General features: G+C 41.9%; 19 protein-coding genes, 2 pseudogenes and 2 riboswitches. Of the genes and pseudogenes, 14 read left to right on the top strand and 7 right to left on the bottom strand.

The annotated features are described in order from the left end of the window. The first annotated feature begins 39 nt into the window (after positions 1-39). The 3 genes from ACQV1I_RS22190 (at position 40) to ACQV1I_RS22180 (ending at position 5,501) form a co-directional block, all read left to right on the top strand. Positions 40-2,448, top strand: a complete 2,409-nt coding sequence (locus tag ACQV1I_RS22190; RefSeq protein WP_104030840.1) for a 3-hydroxyacyl-CoA dehydrogenase/enoyl-CoA hydratase family protein — start codon at positions 40-42, stop codon at positions 2,446-2,448. Between the two features lie 30 nt (positions 2,449-2,478). Next, entirely contained in the window at positions 2,479-3,657 is a 1,179-nt protein-coding gene (locus tag ACQV1I_RS22185; RefSeq protein WP_094700470.1) for an acetyl-CoA C-acetyltransferase, read from the top strand. Positions 3,658-3,722: 65 nt separating this feature from the next. Further along, positions 3,723-5,501, top strand: coding sequence for an acyl-CoA dehydrogenase family protein (locus ACQV1I_RS22180; protein WP_116334292.1), 1,779 nt, complete (start codon positions 3,723-3,725; stop codon positions 5,499-5,501). 53 nt (positions 5,502-5,554) lie between these two features. Here the strand turns inward: ACQV1I_RS22180 and ACQV1I_RS22175 are convergent, their stop codons facing one another. Both ACQV1I_RS22175 and ACQV1I_RS22170 read right to left on the bottom strand, forming a co-directional pair. Beyond that, on the bottom strand, positions 5,555-6,610 hold the full coding sequence (locus ACQV1I_RS22175) for a LacI family DNA-binding transcriptional regulator (protein ID WP_094700472.1): 1,056 nt from the start codon (positions 6,608-6,610) through the stop codon (positions 5,555-5,557). A gap of 96 nt (positions 6,611-6,706) precedes the next feature. Next, complete coding sequence (locus ACQV1I_RS22170; RefSeq protein ID WP_116334291.1) at positions 6,707-9,070, bottom strand: glycoside hydrolase family 31 protein; 2,364 nt, start codon at positions 9,068-9,070, stop codon at positions 6,707-6,709. Positions 9,071-9,426: 356 nt separating this feature from the next. Here ACQV1I_RS22170 and ACQV1I_RS22165 point away from each other — a divergent pair, with 356 nt between their 5' ends. From ACQV1I_RS22165 to ACQV1I_RS22155, 3 genes are all read left to right on the top strand, one after another. Beyond that, on the top strand, positions 9,427-11,061 hold the full coding sequence (locus ACQV1I_RS22165; RefSeq protein WP_438769993.1) for a PTS transporter subunit IIBC: 1,635 nt from the start codon (positions 9,427-9,429) through the stop codon (positions 11,059-11,061). A 1-nt stretch (position 11,062) separates the two neighbouring features. After that, positions 11,063-11,848, top strand: coding sequence for an endonuclease/exonuclease/phosphatase family protein (locus ACQV1I_RS22160; RefSeq protein ID WP_116334289.1), 786 nt, complete (start codon positions 11,063-11,065; stop codon positions 11,846-11,848). A 158-nt stretch (positions 11,849-12,006) separates the two neighbouring features. After that, positions 12,007-13,062, top strand: a complete 1,056-nt coding sequence (locus ACQV1I_RS22155) for a copper amine oxidase N-terminal domain-containing protein (RefSeq protein ID WP_236645807.1) — start codon at positions 12,007-12,009, stop codon at positions 13,060-13,062. 170 nt (positions 13,063-13,232) lie between these two features. On the opposite strand, the gene ACQV1I_RS22150 is transcribed toward ACQV1I_RS22155, so the two are convergent. The 4 genes from ACQV1I_RS22150 to ACQV1I_RS22135 are packed head-to-tail and all read right to left on the bottom strand — an operon-like array spanning position 13,233 to position 16,347. Then, entirely contained in the window at positions 13,233-13,745 is a 513-nt protein-coding gene (locus ACQV1I_RS22150) for a cupin domain-containing protein (RefSeq protein WP_116334287.1), read from the bottom strand. Between the two features lie 57 nt (positions 13,746-13,802). Beyond that, positions 13,803-14,462 carry a methylthioribulose 1-phosphate dehydratase gene (locus tag ACQV1I_RS22145; protein ID WP_018670365.1) on the bottom strand — a complete coding sequence of 220 codons (660 nt, stop codon included), beginning with the start codon at positions 14,460-14,462 and terminating at the stop codon, positions 13,803-13,805. Then, complete coding sequence (locus ACQV1I_RS22140) at positions 14,459-15,136, bottom strand: 2-hydroxy-3-keto-5-methylthiopentenyl-1-phosphate phosphatase (protein WP_018670366.1); 678 nt, start codon at positions 15,134-15,136, stop codon at positions 14,459-14,461. Before ACQV1I_RS22140 ends, ACQV1I_RS22145 begins: the two co-directional genes overlap by 4 nt. After that, positions 15,133-16,347 carry a 2,3-diketo-5-methylthiopentyl-1-phosphate enolase gene (locus ACQV1I_RS22135; protein ID WP_094700479.1) on the bottom strand — a complete coding sequence of 405 codons (1,215 nt, stop codon included), beginning with the start codon at positions 16,345-16,347 and terminating at the stop codon, positions 15,133-15,135. The genes ACQV1I_RS22140 and ACQV1I_RS22135 overlap by 4 nt, the downstream gene beginning before the upstream one ends. A gap of 84 nt (positions 16,348-16,431) precedes the next feature. Next, positions 16,432-16,560, bottom strand: a riboswitch (SAM riboswitch). A 222-nt stretch (positions 16,561-16,782) separates the two neighbouring features. Continuing rightward, a riboswitch (SAM riboswitch) is annotated at positions 16,783-16,905 on the top strand. A gap of 10 nt (positions 16,906-16,915) precedes the next feature. On the opposite strand from ACQV1I_RS22135, the gene ACQV1I_RS22130 reads away from it, so the two are divergent. The 7 genes and pseudogenes from ACQV1I_RS22130 (at position 16,916) to ACQV1I_RS22100 (ending at position 25,030) form a co-directional block, all read left to right on the top strand. Then, positions 16,916-17,578: a DUF1722 domain-containing protein gene (locus ACQV1I_RS22130; RefSeq protein WP_116334286.1), complete on the top strand. Its 663-nt coding sequence runs from the start codon at positions 16,916-16,918 to the stop codon at positions 17,576-17,578. Positions 17,579-17,600: 22 nt separating this feature from the next. Further along, positions 17,601-18,827, top strand: coding sequence for an S-methyl-5-thioribose kinase (gene mtnK, locus ACQV1I_RS22125; RefSeq protein WP_116334285.1), 1,227 nt, complete (start codon positions 17,601-17,603; stop codon positions 18,825-18,827). A 125-nt stretch (positions 18,828-18,952) separates the two neighbouring features. Continuing rightward, positions 18,953-19,522 (top strand): GNAT family N-acetyltransferase, encoded by a 570-nt coding sequence (locus tag ACQV1I_RS22120; protein WP_018670370.1) that lies wholly within the window; start codon positions 18,953-18,955, stop codon positions 19,520-19,522. Positions 19,523-19,579: 57 nt separating this feature from the next. Further along, a pseudogene (locus ACQV1I_RS22115) lies at positions 19,580-21,377 on the top strand (ABC transporter ATP-binding protein). Beyond that, positions 21,296-21,565: pseudogene (locus ACQV1I_RS22110) on the top strand (multidrug ABC transporter permease); the annotation flags it as partial. The pseudogenes ACQV1I_RS22115 and ACQV1I_RS22110, both read left to right, overlap by 82 nt. A gap of 75 nt (positions 21,566-21,640) precedes the next feature. After that, entirely contained in the window at positions 21,641-22,843 is a 1,203-nt protein-coding gene (locus ACQV1I_RS22105; RefSeq protein WP_116334283.1) for an MFS transporter, read from the top strand. Positions 22,844-23,113: 270 nt separating this feature from the next. Beyond that, positions 23,114-25,030, top strand: coding sequence for a heavy metal translocating P-type ATPase (locus tag ACQV1I_RS22100; RefSeq protein WP_116334282.1), 1,917 nt, complete (start codon positions 23,114-23,116; stop codon positions 25,028-25,030). Between the two features lie 92 nt (positions 25,031-25,122). On the opposite strand, the gene ACQV1I_RS22095 is transcribed toward ACQV1I_RS22100, so the two are convergent. After that, positions 25,123-25,854, bottom strand: coding sequence for a polysaccharide deacetylase family protein (locus ACQV1I_RS22095; RefSeq protein WP_018670375.1), 732 nt, complete (start codon positions 25,852-25,854; stop codon positions 25,123-25,125). A 136-nt stretch (positions 25,855-25,990) separates the two neighbouring features. On the opposite strand from ACQV1I_RS22095, the gene ACQV1I_RS22090 reads away from it, so the two are divergent. After that, positions 25,991-26,800 carry a DUF2797 domain-containing protein gene (locus ACQV1I_RS22090; protein ID WP_116334281.1) on the top strand — a complete coding sequence of 270 codons (810 nt, stop codon included), beginning with the start codon at positions 25,991-25,993 and terminating at the stop codon, positions 26,798-26,800. The last annotated feature ends 186 nt before the right edge of the window (positions 26,801-26,986 follow it).

The following is a 26,986-nucleotide window of genomic DNA, read 5'->3' as shown; positions in this document are numbered from 1 at the left end:
TCAAAGCCAATGATACAGGCATATGAAGGAGGAGACTTCATGGAACGCAAAATTAACAAAGCTGCGGTCTTGGGATCAGGGGTCATGGGAGCTGGTATTGCTGCCCATTTGGCTAACGTAGGTATCCCTACTTATCTACTGGATATCGTACCGCGTGAATTGACGGAGGATGAAAGCAAGAAGGGATTGACGCTGGATCACCCAGCTGTTCGTAATCGTATTGCACAAGCGGGTCGTGATCGACTGCTAAAGGAAAAGCCAGCGCCTCTGTATGATAAAGATTCCATCTCCCTCATCACAGTAGGCAATTTGGAGGATGATCTAGACAAACTAAAAGAAGTGGATTGGATCATTGAGGTTGTTGTCGAGAATGTAGACGTGAAAAAGCAGGTATTTGCTAAAATAGAAGCTTATCGTAAACCAGGCGCGATTGTATCCTCTAATACTTCGGGTGTTTCCATCAATGAAATGTCTCAGGATTGTTCAGAAGAATTCAAAAAATCCTTCCTGGGAACACACTTTTTTAATCCGCCTCGCTATTTAAAGCTCTTAGAAATCATTCCAGGTGAGCATACTGATCCAGCCTTAGTTGAATTTATGATGCATTTTGGAGAATTTGTACTCGGAAAAGGAACTGTTCTTTGTAAGGATACACCGAATTTTATTGCCAACCGCGTTGGTACATATGGTCTACAAGTGTCCATTCAGGAAATGCTACGTCTCGAATTAGGAGCAGACGAAGTAGATGCTCTTACAGGTCCAGTAATTGGTCGTCCAAAAAGTGCAACGTTCCGGACCTTGGATGTGGTAGGTCTGGATACGTATGTGCACGTTGCAAAAAATGTTCGTGATAAAGCAACGGATGAAGCCGAAAAGGCCATGTTTGAAATCCCTGAGCTACTTACCAAGATGGTGGAAAATCGCTGGTTAGGTCAAAAAACTGGTCAAGGCTTCTTTAAGCAAGAAAAAACGGCAGCAGGAAAAGAGATAGTAGTTTTAGATACGAATACGTTGGAATATAAGCCAAGGGTAAAAGCGAAGTTTGCTTCACTGGAAGCTGCTAAACAAGCGAAAACATTGCCACAGAAATTACAGGCGATCGTGTATGGAAAAGATAAAGGCAGCGAATTTTTATGGAACGTATTGAAAAAGACGATGCTGTATGCCGCAGCAAAAGTACCAGAGATTGCTGATGACATTGTTTCGGTAGATAAAGCAATGAGATGGGGTTTTGGTTGGGAACTAGGTCCCTTTGAAACATGGGATGCCATAGGTCTTGAGAAATCAGTGGCTCGTATGAGAGAAGAGGGCGAAACGATTCCAGCGTTGGTAGAGGAGCTATTAGCTAGTGGCAAAACCTCCTTCTATGAACAAGCTGAAGGCAAGGTAGCGGCTTTCCATATTGGCGGGGCCTTTAGGGAGTTAGAAGAGAAAAAAGAAATCATTAATCTAGCTGCTCTAAAAGAACAGGGCAAAGTGATTGTCAAAAATGCAGGTGCGTCCTTAATTGATCTAGGTGATGGAGTAGCTTGCTTTGAATTTACTACGCCGCATAATGCACTAGGTGTGGATATTTTACAAATGTTCAACAAGGCAGCAGATGAGGTAGAGAAAAACTTTACCGGCATGGTTATTGGAAACCAAGGCAAGAACTTCTGTGTTGGCCTAAACCTAGCAATGGCTTTAATGGAAGCACAAGATGAAAATTGGTTTGAGCTAGATATGCTGGCTAAGAAATTCCACAACACCGTTAACCGAATACGTACAATGCCTCGCCCTGTAGTAGCCGCACCGTTCGGAATGACGCTTGGTGGCGGAGTAGAGATTTGTTATATGGCTGATCAGGTGCAATTAGCGGCGGAAACCTATCTTGGCTTTGTTGAAGTAGGTGTTGGGGTATTGCCTGGAGCTTGTGGTACAAAAGAAATGCTATTTAGGGCGATGGAAAACATTCCGAGTGGAACTCCTACTCCTGTCGATGCTTTCCCATTTGTGGCACGTGCATTTGAGACAATTGCCATGGCTAAGGTATCCACTAGCGGTAAGGAAGCCATTAAATTAGGTTATATGCGTCCGACCGATCGTGTTTCTATAAATCAGGATCATCTGTTATATGATGCTAAACAAGCCGTACTAGAGCTTGATAAACGAGGATATACAGCTCCTGTTGAACGCAAGATTCCAGCTATCGGAACGACAGGGTATGCCTCATTACGTCAAAACATTTATGGATTGCGTGAAAGTGGCATGATCAGTGAGCACGACGAATTAATTGCAACGAAAATTGCTCGGATCATGTCTGGGGGAGATGTCCCAGCAGGTACGCAGGTTAACGAAACGTATATTCTTGAACTTGAGCGCCAGGGCTTCCTTGAATTAATCAAAACACAAAAGACACAACAGCGCATGCAACATATGCTTGCTAAGGGAAAACCGTTGCGTAACTAAACAAGCGTCGGAAAAGAAGGAGGAGAAAGCATGAGAGAAGTAGTCATCGTGGCAGGAGCACGTACGGCTGTAGGTAAGTCAAAGCGCGGCTCATTAAAGGATGTTCATCCAGTTGATCTGGGCGCATATGTCGTAGAGGATTTGCTTCGCCGTGTTCCGAATCTGGACCCGGCGTTGATTGAGGATATTATTATTGGGAATGCAGTGCCAGAAGCGGAACAGGGAACCAACATGGCTCGTTTAATCGGTCTTCGTGCTGGACTGCCGACCAATGTATCAGGGATTACGATAAACCGTTTTTGTTCATCTGGTTTACAAAGTATCGCTTATGCAGCTCAACAAATCATGTGCGGTGGTGCTGATGTCATCATTGCAGGTGGTGTGGAAAGCATGAGTCTTGTACCGATGGTTGGTAATAAGGTAGCTTTGAACCCAACTTTGGTAGACACGATGCCAGAAGCCTACATGGGCATGGGACATACGGCAGAGAGAGTAGCTCAGCGTTATGGCATTAGCCGTGAGGATCAGGATCAATTCGCGGTAAGAAGCCATCAGCGTGCGGCTGCCGCTATTGCGGCTGGTAAGTTTAAAGATGAGATCGTCCCAGTACCAGTGAAGCAGGTATATGTAGATGACAACGGTAAACGTCATGAGAAAGAATTTGTATTTGATACGGACGAAGGTGTACGTACTGATACAAATGTTGAAACCTTAGGAAAATTACGACCAGCCTTTCATGTAAAAGGTAGCGTTACAGCGGGTAACTCATCCCAAACTAGCGATGGGGCTGCCGCCGTTCTAGTGATGTCTAGAGAAAAAGCAGACGAATTGGGTATTAAGCCAATTGCTAAGTTTCACTCCTTTACGGTAGGTGGTGTTGACCCTGATGTAATGGGAATTGGCCCGGTTGTTGCTGTTCCAAAAGCCCTGAAGCAGGCTGGACTTAGCATCCAAGATGTAGATTTGTTTGAGTTAAACGAAGCATTTGCCTCGCAATCTTTAGCCGTTATTCGTGAGCTAGGCATTGATGCTGAGAAGGTGAACGTTAATGGTGGTGCAGTCGCATTAGGACATCCTTTGGGATGCACAGGTGCCAAATTAACGGTGTCTCTACTCAATGAGATGAAACGACGTCAGTCAAAATACGGTGTTGTAACAATGTGCATCGGTGGCGGTATGGGAGCAGCTGGGGTGTTTGAGATTCTGTAAGTAAAAAAGATGAAAACGTATAAAGCATGAATCATGCTTGTTAAATATGGAAAGGAGAAATTGACATGGCAGATGTAAAAGAAATTGTACGCGGTGGAAGCTTTTTGATCGAGACAGGTTTAGCAGAAGATGTATTTACTCCAGAGGATTATACAGAAGAACAGAAAATGATTGCAAAAACTACAGAAGACTTCGTCATCAATGAGGTGTTGCCTCATTTGGAAGAGATTGAACATCATCATTTTGACCATTCTGTTCGCCTGTTAAAAGAAGCAGGAGAATTAGGGCTATTAGGTGCAGATGTTCCTGAAGAATATGAGGGACTTGGGCTTGATAAAATGAGTTCTGCGTTAATTACGGAAAAAATGGCACGTGCACGTAGCTTTGGACTAAGCCATGGTGCTCATGTAGGGATTGGTTCCTTGCCAATCGTCTACTTTGGTAACGACGACCAAAAACGTCGGTACTTACCTGACCTGTCATCGGGTCGACGCCTAGCAGCCTATTGCTTAACAGAGCCGGGTTCTGGTTCCGATGCGTTAGGTGCTAAAGCAACAGCGAGACTGTCTGAGGATGGTACGCATTACCTGTTAAATGGTGAAAAACAATGGATTACCAACGCTGGATTTGCTGATGTATTTGTGGTCTATGCAAAAATCGATGGTGAGCATTTCACAGCCTTTATTGTAGAGCGTGATTTCCCTGGTGTATCATTTGGACCAGAAGAGAAGAAAATGGGTATTAAAGGTTCTTCTACTCGTACCGTTATTTTTGAGGATGCTCAGGTTCCAGTCGAAAATCTATTGGGTGAGCAGGGCAAAGGTCACGTGATTGCGTTTAATATATTGAACGTGGGTCGTTATAAATTGGCGGTTGGTACAGTAGGCTCTGCAAAACGTGCATTAGATATTGCTACTGAATATGCAAAAGAGCGTAAACAATTTAAAACGCCAATTGCTAACTTCCCGCTTATTCAAAATAAATTAGCTTCGATGGCAGCAAAAGTATATGCGTCTGAAAGCTCTGTATATCGTACGGTAGGTATGTTCGATTCTTCTCTATCCAGCTTGGGAGAAAAAGCAAATGATGGTCGTGAGGTAGCAAAGGCAATTGCTGACTATGCGATTGAATGCTCCATCAACAAGGTGTTCAGCTCAGAGGTATTGGATTTCTGTGTGGATGAAGGCGTGCAAATCCATGGTGGATATGGCTTTATGTCTGAGTACGAAATTGAGAACATGTATCGCGACTCTCGTATTAATCGGATTTTTGAAGGTACCAATGAAATTAATCGCTTATTGATTCCTGGCACATTGGTTAAAAAAGCGATGAAAGGCGAACTGCCTTTGTTGCAGGCAGCGTCAGGCTTACAGGAAGAGTTGATGAGCTACTATCCTAGCGAGTTGGAAGAGGCTCCTTTGGCTGTTGAAAAGCATCTGTTGGATATGACGCGTAAAATCATTTTAATGGTTGCAGGTTCGGCTTTGATGAAGTACCAAAAGCAATTGGATCAAGAACAAGAACTACTAGCGATTGCGGCCGACATGCTAATCGAGCTGTATGCTATGGATAGTGCCGTGAAACGCACTGAAAAAGCGATAGCAAAGAATGGAGCAGACAAAGAACAGCACAAGCTAAACATGACAACGGTGTTTGTGCATGAAGCTTTTGAGCGGATTGAGCAAGGGGCGAAGGAAGCATTAGCAGGAATGGAAGAGGGAGATGATCTCCGTTTACGCTTATCTATTCTGAAAAAATTGACTCGTCGTGATCCAATCAATAGCATTGGATTGAAACGTCAAATTGCAGCCCGCTTATTGGAGAAGAATGGCTACGCTGTATAAAAACAGATAGATTGAGCATAAAAAAGGTTGCCAAGATAGTCGGCAACCTTTTTTTACTTTTTCTTTTTTAGTTTTTTGGGGGTGGAAGTACGATAGTTATCGCAAGAATTTCGCTCTACTAATTTGAAGGGAATAATAATGCGTTTGGTGGGTTCATTTGGTTGTTCAAGCTTCTCAATCAAGCATTTTCCAGCCTGATATCCCAATTGAAAGATTTGAATATCCACTGAGGTGAGCGGCGGCTGGGAGATTTCCGTGATCAGAGCATTATTAAAACTAATCAAAGAAACATCTTGAGGCACCTGAACCCCGATCTCGTTAAGTACTCGCAAAATTCCTAAGGCCATCATATCATCGGTAACGATCAGGGCAGTGGGTCTGTTAGGCAAATTCATTAATTCAATTGCGGCTTCCTCACCGCCTTCTCGTAAGACTTTTTCCCGGACAATATATTCATCATGTAGGGTGAGAGAAGCTTGGGTGATGGCCTGTTTGTATCCTTCTAAACGGTCAATGGTTACCACCATGTCAGGAGAACCACCGACGAAAGCGATTCGTTCATGCCCCTTTTGGATAAGGTACTCGGTAATTTCTTTAGCCGCTGAATAGTTGTCGTTGTCAACATGATTAATGGCATCCATGTCTATATGCGGTTTTCCTACCATTACAAAGGGGAAATCTCGTTCTTTTAGGTAGTTGGTAACACGGTCGTTAATTTTGGAATAGAGAAGAATCAATCCATCTACTCGACCACCTTGAACCATTCTCACAACGCCATCATATAATTCTGCTTCTGTCTCCCCGGTGGACATACAGATAGCGTACTCGCGGCTGTGGGCAATTTTGCTAATACCTCGGATCACTTCAGGAAAGAAAGGATTTTGGAAGATACGATCCGTTGAATCAGGCATCACCAGCCCGATGGTTTGAGAGGATTTGCTAGCGAGACTCCGAGCCTGGTAGTTAGGATGATAGCCGAGTTGCTCCATTGCTTCTCGGACTCGCTGCTTTGTTTTTTCGCTAATGCGTGGATGGTTGGCAACGACTCGAGAGACTGTAGATGGTGCTACATTTGCTGCCCTTGCCACATCTTTAATTGTTACCCCCATGCGTTACCATCCCTTTCCACTTATTCTTTCATTTGTTTTTCACTATGATCTCTCATGAAAAAACAGTCAGGGAGGCGCCCCCAACTGTTCTATTATTTATTGGCTTAGTTCAAATGTGAGGATATGTTTATCTCTTAAATAAGAGCCTGTCATTTCTTGACCATTAACATAGATGGTTTTCATAGTATCTACTCCATGTATGTGGACAATTATTGATGTCCAAGAAGGTGAGTAGCCAGTGTGAATATCCTCTATGTTTATTTCTACTTGATTTTCATCGTGGTGACAAGTAATTTTTCTCTCTACATATTGATTATTTTGATAGGAGAAAGTACAACCGTCGTCTTCATACAGGATATACTCCGTTTTTTGTTGACTTGGATAGATATGAATAATGATTTGCTCATCAGGTACCTTAGTGGATAATTTGACTGGTGCTTCCGGAATAATTGCTCCTTCTTTCACAAAAATCGGTAGGGTATCTAATGGTGCAGAGACCATGATATGTGTACCGCCTTCGAATTTCGTATCTGTCCAGTAATCATACCAGGTGCCTGCTGGCAAATAGACAACACGATGGTATGTTGATGGTCTAGTGATGGGAGCAATTAAAACATTCTCACCAAGTAGGAACTGATCAGATAAATTGCAGGTATGTGGATCATTTGGATATTCCAGTACAAGTGGACGCATCACAGGAAGACCCGTCTGATGGGCTTCACGGAACAACGTGTATAAGTGCGGAAGCCATTTATAACGTAGTTCAATATATTTCTTTGTGATTATCTCCACTTCTTCCCCAAACGCCCATGGCTCTTGTGCAACTGTACCAAGGTTGCTGTGGTTTCGGAAATAGGGAGTAAAAGTACCAAGCTGCGTCCAGCGTGTCAGCAATTCACCGGTAGTATCATGAGCAAAACCACCAACATCAGGCCCGGTAAAAGGTACCCCTGATAACCCAAGATTCATGCACATAGGTATCACCATTTGCATGTGCTCCCAGAAGCTCCGATTATCTCCTGTCCAGACAGCGGCATAACGTTGTACACCAGCGTATCCAGCTCTGGTCAGTACGAATGGACGCCTTCCAGATAATTGTTCTTTTAAACCTGTATAGGTAGCCTCACCCATTAGGAGCCCGTAGATATTGTGTAATTCACGATGGGTTTTTGGATTTCCGTCATTTTCATGTATGACTGATAAATCCATGGTCTTTGTTTCATTGAAAACGGCTGGCTCATTCATATCATTCCAGATACCTTCAATGCCCATGTCTGTATAAAATTTTTGCTTTTGTCCCCACCATTTCCGTACATTCGTATTGGAAAAGTCAGGGAATGCACTAATTCCCGGCCATACTTCCCCTAAATAAATATTTCCTTCGATAGATTTGCAAAAGTGATTTTCACGCACGCCTTCTTGATAGATAGGGTATTCGGCATCTTGTTTGACTCCTGGATCAACAATGGGAACGATGTTAATTCCTTCTGCTTTTAATTCTTGAATCAGCGAATGGGCATGAGGAAATCGGTCATAGTCAAAGGTAAAAACACGGTACCCATCCATGTAATGAATATCCAGATAAATGGCATCGACAGGAATTTCTTTCTTCTTAAAATTCCTTACCAGCTCACGGACTTCCTGTTCGTTTTTATAGCTGTAGCGTGATTGATGATAGCCGAGTGCCCATTTAGGGGGAATGTCCATGCGTCCTGTTAATGTGGTGTATTGGGTAATAACATCCTTTGGAGTAGGACCCGCCAGAATGTAATAATCTAATTCTCCACCTTCTGCCCAAAAGGAATAGCTGGTTGGGCTAGATTTCAGATCAAAAACGCTGCGATACGTGTTATCAAAAAAGATTCCATGCGCAAAACCATTCCGAATCGTCATGAAGTACGGAATGGATTCATAGAGAGCATCAGTCTCTGGATTATGTGGAGCAAACACGTCTGTATTCCACATTGTCATTTTTTCACCGCGTTTATCAAGAAAGCCGGTTTTTTCTCCAAATCCATAAAAATGGTCGGCAGCATTCATTTCTTTAAAGCAGATAATTTCTTGTTTTTGTGTAAAAGCCATTCCTCTCTCGCCTTCTTCTACAAGCAATCGGCCCAGAGGATCATAAGCGGCAATGCGAAAAGGATTTTTGTTGATTTTTAGGTGAAGACTAGCTGTTTTAATCAGGAGATACTGATCGTGGTCCTCACATATAGAATCGATATCTTGAGGAGCTTTTATTAGAGCGAAACTACTTTCTAGGGTTGGTTTTGATAGCGGTTTCATAGTTATCCGGACAATATCATCCGCATAGAAGGAAAGATTAACCCAGCCACGCTCACAGTGAAATTGGAAGCGATCAGTGTTTTCATAGTCTAATAAAGTACCAATGTCATAGTAGGGAGTTGAATTGTTTGCTTGTTCATTTCCAGGATGAATGGCAAAACTGGTATCTTGCATATAAGAACCTCCTTCGTTCTTTTTTGACCGTATGTTTGAAAGAATCTCATACTCATTATATTTCCAATCAACTAATTGCGCAACCGATTGCATTAAGTTGATTTTGGATCGTGTATCATCCTTTTCTTTAAGGGGATGCTTTTCATTCGGTTTATAGGGGAATAAATCGTGTATTAAACGTGTTTTTTATTAATAATGTATAAGCGATATAGTCTCTGTTACGAAAAGGGGATGTATCATAAATTTTCACTTGTTTTATGAAAGCGTTTTTATTACAATAATTTTGTGCAAACGATTTCACTATGTTGATAAAAATACTTATATAAGTATGCAGGGGGGGAGTCACAGTGAGAAATATGGCATCTTTTGATTTTTGGCAAAAGCTTGGGAAAGCTCTTTTAGTAGTAGTTGCTGTTATGCCTGCTGCGGGGATTATGATTTCTCTAGCCAAGCTGATTGCGATGGCAGGAGAAGATGTAACCTTTATTGTCAGATTTGCCCACGTGATGGAGGAAATAGGGTGGGCTGTAATCGGTAATCTTCATATTTTGTTTGCAGTTGCTATTGGTGGCTCATGGGCAAAGGAGCGGGCAGGTGGTGCATTTGCTGCACTGATCGCTTTTATCTTAATCAATCGGATTACGGGTGCAATTTTTGGAGTAAGTACAGATATGCTATCTAGTCCTGACGCTACTGTCTCCTCCTTATTTGGAAAAGAAATACTAGTAAAAGACTATTTCATTTCATTTTTAGGTGCCCCTGCTCTTAACATGGGTGTTTTTATCGGTATTATTTCTGGTTTCCTAGGAGCTGTTATCTTTAATAAGTACTATGATTACAATAAACTTCCGGCATCGTTAGCTTTCTTTAATGGGAAGCGATTTGTTCCGTTTGTCGTTATTTTTTGGTCCGCTGTAACCGCTATCATTTTGGCTACTATTTGGCCGTCTATTCAGGGAATTTTGAATGATTTCGGAAAATGGATTGCTTCTTCTAAAGACTCAGCACCTGTTATTGCTCCCTTTATCTTTGGAACGTTAGAGCGCTTGTTGCTACCATTTGGATTGCATCATATGTTGACTGTTCCGATTAACTACACCCAGCTTGGGGGTACATACACGTTGCTTACTGGTACCAGTGCGGGTCAAGTAGTGGCAGGTCAAGATCCATTGTGGCTTGCTTGGGTCGCTGACTTGAACAATCTACTTTCTCAAGGAGATACAACGGCATATAACCAATTGCTAAATAGTGTAACGCCAGCTCGTTTTAAAGTAGGTCAGATGATTTTATCAACGGCGTCACTGCTTGGAATTGCGTTAGCTATGTATCGCCATGTGGACATCGAGAAAAGACCAAAATACAAATCCATGTTTTTCTCTGCTGCTTTGGCCGTATTTTTGACTGGGGTAACAGAGCCTATCGAATTCATGTTTATGTTCGCTGCACCTCTTTTGTACGTGGTTTACTCGATTTTAACTGGGATTAGCTTTGCGATGGCTGATTTTATTCATCTACGTCTACATTCCTTTGGGTTTATCGAGTTGCTGACAAGAACACCAATGGCAATACGGGCAGGAATGATACAAGACATCATCAACTTTGCGATTACATGCCTTGTTTTCTTTGGATTGAATTTCACTGTCTTTCATTTTTTGATCAAAAAGTTTAACTTCCCTACTCCAGGTCGCGCTGGAAATTATACAGACGAGGACGAGCCATCTACAAACCAAGAGCAATTGAAGAAAACCACTACTGGTGTTGCAGAAACGATTGTTCAGCTATTAGGTGGAGAAAATAATATAGAAGATGTGGATGCATGTATGACACGTTTGCGGGTAACCGTCAAAAATATAGAAGATGTGGCTACGGAATCCGAATGGAAAAAGACAGGCTCGCTTGGACTTATTTTAAAAGATAAGGGAGTTCAGGTTGTGTATGGTCCGAAAGCGGATGTGATTAAATCAAGTGTCCAGGATTATTTAGGAGTCTAATATGAGGTTATTAACACTGAACTGCCATTCGTGGCAAGAGTCTGATCAGCATACAAAGCTAGTGGAACTAGCAGATACTATAGTAGAACATGCTTACGATGTTATCGCTCTACAAGAAGTGAGTCAATCGATTGATGCTGTTGTGATTGAGGATCACATCAAGGCTGATAACTATGCTTATCTTTTATTACAAGAGCTTCAGAAGCGAGGGCTAGACGGTTATCGGATGATCTGGGATTTTTGTCATATTGGATATGGGGTATATGAAGAAGGAGTAGCTTTATTGACCAACCTCCCAATCAGGGATCAGAACGCATTCTATGTGTCTAAACATACAGATACGTCATATTGGAAAACCCGCAAGGTTGTGCAAGCTACTGTGGAGTATCATCAGAAGTATATTTCATTTTTTTCCTGTCATTTCGGATGGTGGGAGGATGAAGAAGAACCTTTTTTTGATCAGTTTGAACGTTTGATAAAGCGGATTGATAAAAATGAGCTTACCTTCTTGATGGGAGATTTTAATAATCATGCCGGGGTGAGTGGAGAAGGATATGACTGTGTAAAAAGGCATGGCTGGTACGATACGTTTCTACTAGCTCAGGTTCAAGATGAGGGCAGCACGGTTCAAGGGAAGATTGCTGGATGGGATTGCAATCAGGAAGGCTTGCGGATTGATTATATCTGGGTAAATCAGCCTGTTTATGTTCTGGAATCCAGAGTCATTTTTAACGGTATAAATAAACCAGTCATATCTGATCATTTCGGAGTAGATGTCATCATTTGATGCCAAAAACCAAAGTCTGATTCATTAACAATCGGGCTTTGGTTTTTTTTATTTTTATTTTTTTTATCTTTTCCTGAAACGTTTGTGAAAAACACCTCGTCAAAGAGTGTGAATCAAACAAAATGGAAATTTTGTTAATGAAAATGGAGGTATCCACAATGAATAAAACTTTTAAAATGTTAAGTGCTGCTCTGGTTACCGCTGTGGTGGCTACCAGCTCCATTTCAGCTTATGCCGCTACCCCACAACTAACACAAACAAACAATGTACTAACAAAACCGGCTTCTAAGCATGCTGTTTATGTAAATGGTAAAGTAGTAGATGAGAAGCTAAACGTATACGCAAACAAACAAAATGTACTAATGATCCCATTGCGTACGATTTCCGATCAACTAGGTTATAAGGTTACCTGGAATGCAGAAACCAAGAGTGCTGAGTTGCAAAAAGGTGCACAATGGACAGCAGTTTCGGTGGGAAAAGATCAATACAGTGTAAATAAAATGTACGTGCAATTAGGATCAGCTCCTGAGTCTAAAGCAGGAGTAACCTATGTACCAGTTTCCTTCTTTGATAAAGTACTTCATCAACAAGTAATTGTCGAGGGTGATGGGACAATTAAAATTGGCGAACAAGTACAAGGGGTTACGAAAAAAGGTAGTATTACTCACATCTCTATTGAAGAAAAAGATGCTTCTATCAAAGGGGCTATCATGATGAATGGTTTCACAAATGGTGTACGTCTAAACATCACAGATGAGACAAGCATCGTTGATCAGGATGGTAAAAAGCTTACAATAGCTGATTTGAAATTGGGTCAAGAAATTGAAGTTGAGCATGGCCTGACTATGACTATGAGCATTCCACCTATGACAAATGCAGTGAAAATCGTGGTAAATGATAAAATGGATACTCCTGAGGTTCTAGGAACAGTTGGTGAAGTCGTTGAAGCGAAAACATTAACAGATGGAACCATTCAGGTAGTGATTAAAGGCGAGAAGCTAAATGACAATTCCTTTGAGATGATTGCGCTAAATCTAGCAAAAGACACCCCGATTATCGACGCAAAAGATAATAGCGAATTAAAAGCAGAGGACTTGCGTAAAGGGACAAAAGTCTATGGATTCTATGGTCCTATGACAACAAAGAGCCTACCAGCAATTGGGCAAGCGGTGAAAATTGTGGTTGAGCAGGAGTCTTTGATCCAGCCTAAATAATTCGTGTAAGGTACTGTAGAATAGTAGCCTGAAAATAGAATGGATAAGAAAAACGCTTGGACGGATGGTCCAAGCGTTTTTTTATGTTTAATGAAGAAATAAATTTGAAGTTAAATGGTAAAGCTGTAAATGTTAATTCACGTTCGTTTGAAGCTCTCTTTACAAATCTCCTAGTAAATCGCTTCCCAACCCGCAGGAGTTACAAACAGACGAATCGCAATAATTTTTCGATCCTCCATTAAGGTGAAATAGTGTCGATATGAAGACGGAACGGAGATTAAATCACCAGGGGATAGCTCTACATCAAAGTAGCGACCATCTGTACCTAAAATAGCAAAAATACCATGACCATCTACACAGAAGCGGACTTCATCATCCGTGTGATGATGTTCTTTGACGAAGTTCTCTAATTTTTTATCTAACTCTGGTGTTTTGTCGCTTAGCACAATTACGTCTGCTGTAGTGTAGTTGCGACGTTCACTAATATCTTGTATCTCTTTTTGGAAGGTCTCTAAAATTTGTTGTTTTTCTGCATCAGTCGGTGCGTAATTATTTCGCAAAGCAGGATCTAATTGATCTACACCCCAATATTCGTAGATAACATCCTGTGAGTTTAAAAAAGTCTGAACTGCTTCTGTACCCTCAATATATTCATTGGTATCATGAAAACGTACTTTTGCCATGAAGAAAGACCTCCTATTGTTTGTAATCTTATGAATTATTTATTTAATCAGATTAAATTAAATGGCAATACCAGAAGCTTGCGAAGATAAATTACTTACTTGCAGTAAGCGTAGTTGATATTCAAATAGAAATTCAAAAGCTTCTATATGTCTCTTTGCTTCAAAATCATTACGACCCCATGCATATATTCCGTGGTTACGAATTAACACGCCGGGTACATCAGGCCTTATCGCCTCTTTAATGGCTGCCGCTAATGTAGGGATATCTGCATAGTTTTCGACAATAGGGACGTTAAGTAGAGCGTTCTCTTCCCAAATGCCTAGTCCCTTGATCAATTCCTGACCGTGAATACTAAAGCTTTGCTTTTGGGCGTACAATTCGGAAATCACATTGTTCGCTATCGTATGCACATGGAAGCAAGCGCCAGCATCGGGAATGCTTTGATAGACAACAGCATGCACTAAGGTTTCCGCAGACGGCTTCAAATTGGTAGGCTCTACGGAACTAGAGTTGCTGTCAACGATCAGGTAATCTTCTGGCGATAATTTAGTTTTATCTTTGCCACTGGCGGTCACAGCAAATTGTAAGGGTACATCGCTGATTTTAATAGAGAGGTTTCCACTAGTGCCCGGAAACCAGTCTCTTCTAGCAAACGTTAGCTTTACTTCATCTAGTTTTTTAAAAGCGGCGGTGCGCTGTTCAAGTGTTGTTGTCATAGCACAATTCCCTCCTGTTTGGCCTGAATGGCTTTAATGATTGAAATCACATCATAAAAGGTAGTAAATGGTTTATGTGATAAATTTTCTTCCTCACATTTTTCTAATAGGAAGGAACGGGCAATGACAAAGTCAGCAATTCGAGAGCCTGCTAAGTCAGTAATACTGTCCCCAATGACAACACGCGTATAGGCCGTAGCATCATAGCTTCTAATAATGGTAGTTTTACACATTCCACAATCTGTTTGGCAATGCTCATCGCAGGTATGCGGCCACGTAATTTTTATGCTCTCTTTGCTAAAATCACTGCCATTGCAGTAGATTGGACCATCCAACTGAAACGGAGCGAGAATCGGGTGAACAAAGAAATCAATACCTCCGCTTGTAATGAGCAAAGTCACATTTTCTTGACGGCAATATTCCACAAACTCGGCGAAACCAGGGCGGATACTAGCATTCTTCACAGCAAATTGAGTAATTTCGTGTTCGAGTGAAGAGGGAAGCAGGGAAAAAAGCTTTCCTACCCCTTCTCTAATGGTTATTTTTTGCGTCAAAATCTGTTCGGTTAATTCTTCCCAGCCTGGGGGATGAAAATGGCGCATGATTGCTACAATGTTGTCTTTTTCTGTAATAGTTCCATCGAAATCGCAAAAAAGCACAAGTTGTTTTGTCATGCAAGACCTCCCCATTTTTCTAGTGCGAGTCGCAGTTCTTCAGAGTCGGCAGCTGCCTTAGTAAGACTAATTCCGTTTACGGATGCATCAATAGCGGCACGGAACGCTCGACCGCCTGCTGTTGCTCCTAGTGGGTGTCCATGAATACCGCCGCCTGCGTTAACCACCTGGTCTAGACCAAAGTCAGCGTACAGCTGTGGAACCAATCCAGGATGAATACCTGCCGATGGAACGGGGAAGGCAGGTTGTAAGGTACCGTATTCCCCAACTAAATGATTAGCTAGCTGATTAGCCTCTAGCTTATCTAATGCAACATTTCCGTATGGAGAAGGGAACAAGACCAGGTCAGCCCCAGCTAAACGCAATAGATTACCGAGTAAGAGCGGAGCAGCTATGCCGTAATCAGGACTAGGATAATAAGCGCCAGCGAGTGCAGGATGCGCCATGATTGGTACTTGAATGTCCGGATCTTCTGCTAGACGTTGCAAGAGATCGAAGCCGAAAGCAAGCGCATTAAACAGGAGGCAAGAAGCACCTGCATCAATTGCTTGTTTCGCCCGCTCAATAAGCTGTGAGCTAGGTCCTGTAAGGTTAGCGGCATACAAGACAGGCTTACCGGTTTGTTCCGCAATTTCATCTGAAATGGCTTTGAAACGTCTGATGCGTTGGATAAACGGAGCTTTATCATCAGCAAAGAAAATTTCGTCATCCTTTATCAAATCAAGGCCACCTTCTGCTTGTGCACGAAACTGAACCTCTAATTCCTCTAGTGATAAACCTGTGCATGACTTAAAAATACTCATTAATAAAGGGCGATCATGCACACCGGTTATTTTCCGTATACCTTTTATGCCAAATTTCGGACCCTGAAAGCCTTGTAAAAAAGCAGGGGGAAGTTGAATATCCACTAGCTTGATTTTGCCATCCATTGATAGCTTGCCGAATACCCCTGTAAGAAGAGAAGGGATATCTTGTGTAAAGCATATTGTTGGATAACTAATAGTGATAAGACCTCGTGTTTCACCTGATGAGGTAGATTCGAGAGGAGCTACATGTGCTACTTCACCTAAATAGGCACGTAGTTGCTCTTGTTTGGCCAGGGGAAGGTCTGTCCATGAGCCTACTGTCATACCAACTGCAATACCTTCCGCTTTTTTTTGTAAATCTTTTGCTTGCGTTAAATAGGTTACGAGGATTCGATCTGTACTCATGGATGACCTCCTTATAGGTAGAGAATTTATCAACTAAAAACGCCCCCTTCAAGAGAAGGAGGCGTCTGATAGACAGATCTTCTTCTCTTATCTCTCACATAAACCAATAAAGCACGATTATGTGTAGGATTTAGCACCGTTTCGCATCGTTATACCGATACGAGGGTTGCCGGGCATCATAGGGCCAGTCCCTCCGCCTTCTCTCAATAAGAGCTAAATAATTGTTGTAGTTGTCAAAAAAGAAGCTGTTTCTTGGAGACCATCTTATCCCTTTTTATAAAATGCGTCAACCCTTTTATAAATAAAATCTGAGTTGAATAAATTGTTTGACATAAATGGTTTACCTGTGTATATTTCTACTAACGATTCATTTTGAAGCTTCGTTACGTAGGATAAGAACCTGCATTCACTTACAATTACATATAACTTTTGGATACCTTATCCAGAGACGGTGGAGGGACTGGCCCGATGAAACCCAGCAACCGACACATAGCCACTAGCTTGGCGTGTGCACGGTGCTAATTCCTGCAGAGACATTAAAATTCTGGTAGATAAGGGGGAACGTTTAATGAATATGGCATGTAAAAACGACCTCTTTTCTTCGGAAAAGAGGTTTTCTTTTTCTTTGGTAAGCAAAGCATGGTGTGAACAGATATGGGCAGAGCACAAATATTGGGTCATGATGAGGTGTTATCAAAAATATAAGCAGATATCACAAGCATTTCGGGATCAATTAAAATTGACACGAGAAACAGGCGAGCGAGATTGGAGTATATTTGCAGAGCATTTGTTACATGAATTCCAGAAGATCAGGGAATTGCCTATTGATTCAGGCAATGCCTGCAATGCTTTGAGCCATGCATTCGGTCATTTACGCGGTAAGCTTAGTGAACAAGAAAGCGGGTCCTGGCATGTATTATTACAAAGGAGCTGGGAGGAAGCCCATCGCATATTGTTCTTACTTACTATGGAATATGGTGATGATTATTTGTCACGATCCCGCATATTTTCACCAGATGTTCCTAGCAGTCATACATGGATTCGTTTTCGGGGCAAGGACTTTTTTATTGAAAAGGATTTGGGGCGATGGAATATTCTTGAGCCGAGTGAAGTCTGGGAGCGAGTCGGTGTGTATCAGGTTAACCTATTGACCAAGTATCGCTTATTAGCCAATCTAGAAGGAATCGTCCATCCCTTGGCACATTACGATCAATACATCAACCGATACTAGTGATAAAAAGGAGAGGAAAGATATGGGTTATCAAGCGTTATCGGTTCAAGAAGCCATTTTATACGTACAGAATCAGGGAACGATTTTTACACAAGACGCGTCTCTTGTTAGCCAAGAAATTGGTGATGGCAATTTAAATTTGGTCTTTAGAATAACCGATGAAGCGACCGATAAAAGTGTCATTGTGAAGCAGGCCTTGCCTTATGCTCGCGTCGTTGGCGAATCTTGGCCGTTAACACTAGATCGATCGCGAATTGAAGCCGAGGCGCTCAAGACTCAGCGAGAGCTAGTAGGGGATTTAGTACCTGAGGTATACCATCACAATTCGGAGCTTGCCTTGACGATTATGGAGGATGTCGGTGATCATAAGCTACTCCGTGCAGGTCTAATTGATGGAGAGGTGTATCCACATTTCGCTAGACATATCGGAACTTTTCTGGCCCATACCTTGTTCTTTACCTCTGATCTTGGGATACACCCCTTTGCTAAGAAGGCTAATGTGAGCAAGTTCATTAATCCAGAGCTATGTAAAATTACCGAAGATCTTGTATTTACTGATCCTTATGTGGACCATGAAACCAACGATTTTAATCCACTTATTCGTCGAGATATAGAAGCAATATGGGAGAATCAAGCATTACGTCGAGAGATTGCTAAGCTAAAATACGGTTTTTTAACACGAGCAGAAGCTTTGTTGCATGGTGATCTGCATACAGGTAGTATTTTTGTCACTCAAACGAGTACAAAGGTGATTGATCCAGAGTTTGCTTTTTATGGGCCGATCGGTTTTGACATTGGGGCGGTAATCGCTAATCTTATCTTAAATTATGCAGGTCAATACGGGTTGCAAGCGGACATAGAGAAACGGGAGAGCTATCGTTTTTATTTATTGGATACGGTAGAAAACGTATGGAATGAGTTTGTATCGCAATTCGTTCGTTTGTGGCATAAACAAGCGGAGGAGCGTAGTGCGCGTGTTCCCGATTTTTGGCAGGACTATGTATCTCAAGTCTTACAAGATACGGCAGGATATGCTGGATGCAAAATCCTGAGACGTGTGATTGGATTGGCGGGTGTGGCTGACTTAAATAGAATTGAACAAGTAGAGATTCGAGCAGAAGCAGAAAGACTTGCTTTGGAGATTGGTCAATCCCTCATTATCAATCGTAAGCATTTTACAGAAATCGCAGATATAACTGCGAGCGTACGAGATATTGCCGCTGAACGGGAACGAGTTTTTCAAAAGTAAAATGGTATCGAAAACAGAGTCATCTGCTGTCCTACTAAATAGGGCAAGCAGGTGATTTTTGTTTTTAAGAGAATTAATGTTCAATCTATTGGAACAATCAGGGGCAAAAAAGGGGGAGGAGAAGCATGAAGAATATCGTGATATCACCTGATTTGGAACTAAAGGAAGTCCGTATTGAGGATGCAGTAGTCACCTTTGCTTTAATAGAAAAAAATCGAGATTATTTACGGGAGTTTTTACCGTGGTTAGATAATGTACGAGATGTAGAGGATTCAGAAAATAATATTCGTTTTGCCATTCAACAAGCAGCGAATATGCAAGGAACGCATTATTCGATTTGGTATAAAGGCCAAATTGCAGGGAGAATCGCCGCCAATTATATCGAATGGAATCATCGTAAAACGGTAATTGGCTACTGGCTAGGAGCCGAATTTCAGGGGAAAGGCATCATGACGCAGGCAGTACAAGCATATCTTGACTATTTGGTATTTGGGAAGTGGAATCTGCATCGAGTAGAGATTGCAGCAGCAGTACAAAATGAGAAAAGCCGTGCTATCCCTGAGCGACTTGGTTTTCAATTAGAAGGAATTATCAGAGGGAATGAATGGTTGTACGATCATTACGTTGATCATGCTGTGTATGGAATGCTACAGCAGGAATGGAAACAACAAAAAGGAGAGAGGGAAACGACATGATCCCTATTCTGGAATTGATTTAATTTTGAGATTGATAGGGGAAGATGGTGTTGAAGAGTGAGTTCATTTCGACAATTAGCTTGGTTTTTTCAAAGACATTGGAAGCGATATGTGTTTGCCATTAGTGTACTGATTATTATTGATATCTTATTATTATTGCCACCACGTATTATTGGTAGTTTAGTCGATGAAATTCGAAACGGACTACTAACTCAAAAAGGCTTAGTTATGATGGCTGGGATACTAGTAGGGATCGGTATTTTGTTATATGGACTCCGGTATTTGTGGCGTTATTTGTTGTTTGGTGGCTCACTTACGCTAGAAAGGACTCTGCGAAATCGCTTCTTTCAGCATTTAAAATCAAATGTCACCAAGCTTTTTTCAACGCCATCGAACAGGTGACTTAATGGCCATTGCAACTAATGATATTCCAGCGATCGAAATAACAGCGAGTATAGGGGTTTTAACCTTGGTCGATTCCATCTGTATGACCTTGCTAACACTTGGAATCATGCTGTTTGCGGTAGATTGGAAGTTAACACTCGCAGCCTTGTTGCCTATGCCGTTCCTAGCTTGGTCTACCGCTTATTATGGTAAATTGCTGCATGAGCGCTATTATCTAGCACAAGAAGCGTTTGGCAAAATGAACGATCATGTGCAACAGTCGATATCTGGTGTACGTGTTTTACGTTCTTTTGTTCAGGAAGAAAAGGATGTAGAAGCATTCCAGGATGTTAGTGAAGACACCTTAAAGAAAAATGTCAATGTAGCAAAAATTGATGCGCTGTTTGAACCTACTGTGGCTATTATTATTAGCTTCAGTTTTTTAATTGCATTAGGGTACGGTTCTTTATTGGTGATCAGCAGTCAGATATCCTTAGGGGAGCTAGTGGCTTTTCAGCTCTATCTTGGACTACTGATTTGGCCCATGTTCGCATTTGGGTACTTAATGAATGTTTTACAACGGGGGAGTGCATCGCTCAAACGTTTATACGAGCTATTAGGTGAACCTTCTGATGTAGTAGAGGTAGCTGATGCTGTTACTCATGTGCCTTTAGGTACAGTAGAGATGCGGGATTGTTCCTTTACTTATCCACAAGCAAACCGACCAGCATTGCAGCACATTTCCTTCACACTAAACAGTGGGGAGACGCTTGGTATTGTTGGGAAAACGGGTAGTGGTAAATCGACCTTATGTAGAACCTTACTGCATCAATATCCGGTTGAATCCCAACAAATATTTTTCTCTGGAATTCCCATTGAACAAATAGCTTTGAATACAGTACGTGAAAAAATTGCCTATGTTCCACAAGAGCATATGCTATTCTCACGCACGGTCAAGGAAAATATAGCGTTTGGTGTTACAGAGGCTAATGACGCTGATGTGGAGCGGGTGCTTCGACAGGCTGAGATGCTAACAGATTTACAGCACTTATCACATGGTTTAAAAACGGTTATAGGGGAAAAAGGAGTCATGCTATCACGTGGGCAAAAGCAGCGAATTTCTATTGCGCGTGCCCTATTAACTGACGCAGAAGTATTGATATTAGACGATTCCTTATCGGCTGTAGATGCTAGGACGGAAGAGAAAATCTTTCGTCATTTACGTGAAGCACGTCTGGGGAAAACCACGATTATTACAGCTCACCGTTTGTCTGCTGTTGTCCATGCACATCACATTCTTGTGTTAGATGAAGGATTGGTTATAGAAGAAGGAACCCATAGCGAACTGATGATCAAAAACCGCTGGTATGCCCAGCAGTATCGTCGTCAGCAGATCCAGCAATCCTTGTATTGGATGAAGCAACAGCTAGCATTGATAGTGAGACAGAATCGGCAATTCAAGATGCATTGAAGGTCCTAGCACAAGGAAGAACAACTTTTATCATTGCGCATAGATTGTCAACTATTCAAGAAGCGGATGTCATATTGGTATTGTCGCAAGGAGAGATCGTCGAGCAGGGTAACCATGAGGCGTTAATGGACAAACAGGGCATCTATTATAAAATGTATCAACTTCAACAAGGGAAACCTATAAAGTAAACTGTGAAAAAGTAGAGGGTTGTGGAAGAGTAGGGATACGGTGTATGATCTTCTAATGGAAAGGAGATCGCATACATGAAATCTTCGCGCTTTACTTTTACAACATTGCTCGTAGTGGTCTTTATTGCTGGTATTACTCAGGGATTAACGCTCCCATTGCTTGCTATCTTGTTAGAGGAACGAGGCATCTCTGCTGTATCTAACGGTTTGAATGCTGCTGCCCTCTATGTCGGAATGTTCATTATGTCACCATTGATGGAAATCTTTTTACGAAAATGGGGTTATCGGACATGTCTATTTATTGGACTTGTACTGGTAACATTCTCAACTTTGTTACTTCCATTGTTTACATCGCTTAGTGTATGGTTTGTCCTCCGCTTGATAATGGGAATGGGCGATTCTGCTCTGCATTATACCAGTCAGATCTGGGTGACGGCTACATCTACACCAGAGCGACGTGGGCGTGATCTTTCGCTATACGGTCTTTCTTATGGGGCGGGCTTTAGCGTAGGACCTTTGGCAATCAATTTAATGCCGTTTGGCTTGTGGGCACCATTTATGGCACTTGTTGCTTGTAACCTAGTGGCTTTCTTCATGTTGTTACAAATTCGTAATGCCTTCCCACCTGAAGTAAAAGCAAACGATGGGAAAAAGGTTGTTAAATCAAGAGAAAAGTACAAGATGGTTATTCAAATGACATGGCTGGCTTTGATTCCAGCTTTCCTATACGGCTTTATGGAAACGACGCTCAACGGTAGTTTTCCGATCGCGGCCTTACGTTCAGGAATTTCGGCAGAATCAGTTTCCATTATTTTGCCATCATTTGTAGTAGGTAGTTTATTCTTACAGTTGCCACTTGGTACATTAAGTGACAGAGTAGGACGCAAAAAAGTCATGATGTGTTGTGCAATAGCAGGCTGCATCGCGTTTATGATGTTCCCATTAGCAACATCCTCAGTACCATTAATGATGCTGTTATTAGCTGCAGCAGGAGCAGCGGTGGGTTCGTTCTACTCGCTTGGATTAGCGTATTGTGCTGATATCTTACCACAAGGCTTAATTCCGATCGCGGGAATTATTGCAAGCATGAATTTTAGCGTAGCAAGTATTATTACACCGAGTGTTAATGGATTCTTAATTAATTATGTTTCCCCAACTTCAATCTTTGTGGCAATGGGTGCCATGTTCATTGTTTTCTTCCTCGCAGCTATTTTCTTCCGCCCAGAGAAAGCACGTGCTACATCTATTCAAGAATTTGAAGGAATGGAAATGAAGTAGGATAAATGAGACCTTAGCGATAGTAGCTAGGTCTTTTTTCTTTTCCAAAATTGTCCTTGACGCTTTGCAAAAAAGAATTGTACTATGATTGTAATGATTATTAAAAAGTTTGCCTGATTCAATTATATTCACCTATGGAAAAATGCATAAAGCCGCATGAACGCTGTTACCTTCGGGTAGCAGCTTCGTTTGTTTTTAGGGTAATTTTAAGTATGATTCTCTTTCTCAACAGAGTACGTTTCTAACCAAAAAGAAAGAAGGGTGATTGGTATGTTACAAAAAGGAAGTATGATTCTTTCAGGTTTGTGTGTTCTGATTAGTTGGCTGTGGGGGAGTATCGCAGGGATTGACCCAGCCTGGATTGCCATTGTGGTATGTGGAGTTCCCATTGCACTTACAGCGGGTAAGGAATTATGGACACAACGACGCCTAAATAGCGATGTGTTGGTTACAATTGCCATCATTGCTGCTACCTGTATTGGGGAGTTATTAGCTGCTGCTGAAGTAGCCTTTATTATGATGATTGGCATGTGGCTAGAAGAAAAGACGGTGGCAAAAGCGACTTCAGCTTTAAAAGAAATGGTAGAAATGGCTCCCGAACAGGCAAGGGTAATGCGGGGAGGACAGTGGATTGAGGCAAAAGCAGATTCAGTGCTAGTAGGTGAACTGGTACTGGTAAAACCAGGTGAGAGGATACCAGTAGATGGAATTGTAGTAGCTGGTCAGGCTGCGATTGATCAGGCGATTTTAACAGGAGAATCCTTACCTGTCGAAAAGCGACAAGGGGATGAAGTATTCGTAGGCACTACCAACACAAACGGCTCTCTAGAAATACAAACCACTCGTGTTGGTGAAGAAACAACGTTTGCTAAGGTAACGCGATTGGTAGAGGAGGCGATGGAAAAGAAAGCGCCTGTACAGCGTTTGTTGGATAAATGGGCAGTATGGATTGTAGGGGCTAGCTTATTATTGGCGATTCTTGTGTATCTGGTTACAAACGATATGGTTCGTTCTGTTACAGTTCTAATCGTCTTTTGTCCCTGTGCTTTGGTACTGGCTACTCCGACAGCGATTATGGCAGGGATCGGAAACGCAGCCAAAAACGGGATTTTAATTAAAAGTGGTGTAGCATTGGAGCAGTTAGGTTCTATTAATACGGTACTGTTTGATAAAACAGGTACGCTAACAAAAGGGGCATTGTCCGTTGCTGGGATTGCTCATGCAGAGCAAAGTGCCCAAGAGGTTATTCGTTGGGCTGCGGCTTTAGAACAACATTCAGAGCATCCCATTGCTACGGCTATTTTACATCAGGCAAAAAAGTGGGAATTAGAATTACCTGCTGTAGAATCCTTTATTATGCATGCTGGTAGTGGAATTGAGGGTATCGTTGAAGGCAAACGAATCTATGTGGGCAATCCTTCCTTTATTAAGGGAATGGGAATAGCTCTTGAACAGGTGCAAAGCTTGCTTACAACCAAAGAAAATGAAGGGAAGACGAATGTTCTCATCTCATCGGAGCACAAGCTACTAGGAATGATTTCAGTATCAGATCAACTTCGCCCTGAAGCCAGAGAAACAGTGGAACAATTAACAGGAGCCGGTGTTGAGGTAGCAGTTGTCACTGGAGATAACAGTGGAGCGGCTCGGTTTATGGCAGAGCAGTTGGGAATTACGCAGGTGTATGCTGAACAAATGCCCGACATGAAGTATATACAAGTAGAGCGCCAGCTCAAAGCCGGGCGTAAGGTAGCGATGATTGGCGATGGGATTAATGATGCACCGGCGCTAACGTTAGCGGATGTAGGGATTTCAATGGGAGTACATGGTACACAAATTGCTGCTCAAGCGTCTGATGTGGTATTGATGTCAAATGATCTACGTAAGATTGCTGATGTCATGCGTTTGGGCCAAAAAGCTGTGCAAGTAATACGGGAAAATTTAATCATTTCTACAGCTATTAACAGTGCTGCTATCCTGCTTGCTTTATTAGGTGTGTTAGGTCCGGTATTCGGTGCGTTCGTGCACAACATCACTTCGGTATTAGTGGTAGTAAACTCTGCCAGACTAATCGGTTTTTTGTCTAGACATAAAGACTCTCGTCCATCTTCACCGCATCATGGAGCGCATTCATCAGCCGGGTATTCTACTGATACAATAAAGTTCCATTCTGTAAATCAGTATATTTGATCTTAAAAAAGAGCAGATGGGAGTATTACAAGGGATAATGCAACGATCATGTTATCCCTTGCAGTCTACATCTGCTTTTTTATGCTCACTTATCAACGAACTTTATTTCCCTCATCCAACAATTGACTTACAGTAACGAACTTATAGCCTTTAGAGCGTAAATCAGTAATAAGCTCCTGTAAGGCTTTTAATGTTTGCTTTTGATTCATCCCACCATCGTGGAATAGGATGATGTCGCCTCGTGAGGTATGTTTTTTAACACTATTAACAATAACAGATGAGGTGCGAGCTAAGGACCAGTCTCGCGGATCAACTGACCAATAGATGATATCATAGCCCGACAATTGAACAGCACTCATTACATCGGTGGTAATCACACCCCCTGGCGGACGATAGTATTGGGGGAGGACACCTGTAGCCTTGTATATGGATTTTTCTGCTTGTTTAATCTCATCATAAATCTCTTGTTCGGTTAACTTGTTTAGATCGTAATGATGATATCCATGATTTCCGATTTCGTGTCCAGCCTTTTTTATCCACTGCATAATGACAGGATATTTATCAGCCTGGGAGCCAAGGACAAAGAATGTGCCAAGAATCCCGTTCTTATGCAGAGTTTCTAGGATACGAGGTGTATAGACTGGATCTGGGCCATCATCAAATGTTAAAGCAACCACCTTTTTTTGCGTTTCAATACGGTGGATGGGTTCATAGGCCATTTGATTAGCAGTAAGTCCAAAAGAACCCCATAAAATTATCCCTAAGCATGCTAAACCTATGAGGGCAAGGCAGCATGTGAAGCGCCTTGCCAGTCGCTTCCTCATGTGAAACCACTCCTTTCTCTAGTCATTCACTTTCCTTAGGGTGACCGAACAGGGATAAGAACATGCTGGAAGAAAAGCGCAAAGTTTGTTGGATATGATATCATGGAGGCAAAACGTTACGCGTGAGAGGAGTGACATGACGTTGGAAAGAAGCGGCTTGCTGCATGGACTAGCACATACCTATCAAGGAAAAGAACAACCTGTCGATTATTATCTTCATATAGATGAGGACAAAATAAGCCTGAATGAGTGGATTGGACAACAAATCTCTATTCAGTATGATGGACAAAAAAATTGTATTGCTTGTGGACGCAAAACCAACAAAACCTTTAACAGTGGTTATTGTTATCCTTGTTTTGTTAAATTACCAGAAAACGACCTTTGTATTGTAAAACCGCATGAATGTCATTTTGATCAAGGAACCTGTAGAGACAAAAGCTTTGGAGAATCGCATTGCATGATTCCGCATTATGTATATCTTGCGCTCTCCAGCGATGTCAAAGTGGGACTGACTCGCAAAAACAATGAGTTAAGACGTTGGGTAGATCAAGGAGCCGTTCGAGCTATTCCAATTGCGGAGCTTCCAACTCGTCGAATGGCGGGAGAGCTGGAGGTGCACCTCAGCCAATTCATGCCAGACAAAACAAACTGGCGCAAAATGTTAAAAGGTGAAGTAAAAGAAGCGGACTTAATTCAAATTCGTGAAGAAGCTTATGAGAAATTTCCTGAAGAGTTTAAGCCATTCCAATTGCGTGAAGATGAGTGGGTAGATATTACGTATCCAATCTTAGAAACATTGGCCAAAATTAATTCTTTATCCTTAGACAAGCTGGAGTGTGTTTCTGGAAAGCTACTTGGTGTAAAAGGTCAATATTTAATTATGGATATTGGAGTATTCCAAGTACGAAAGCATGCTGGTTATCACGTAACGGTGAAAACGGGATAAACTTTTGGTAACGACAAAAAGCCATGATCGCAGAGGTCATGGCTTTTTGCTGTGTGCGACTACTTCTACTCCTGCATGCTTCTTTATAATCCTCGTGAAAAATTTCGCATGATGTAAGGCTTATCCAATGGATATTGTGAAAGAAAGACTCATATACTTTTTGAAAAAAGCTATGAGGTGTTTTCT

The sequence above is a fragment of the Brevibacillus sp. JB24b genome, from assembly GCF_051713385.1.
In the GTDB taxonomy this organism is placed as follows: domain Bacteria; phylum Bacillota; class Bacilli; order Brevibacillales; family Brevibacillaceae; genus Brevibacillus_B; species Brevibacillus_B laterosporus.
The sequence above is the reverse complement of the archived record's forward strand: the minus strand, read 5'-3'. Positions and strand labels throughout refer to the sequence as shown.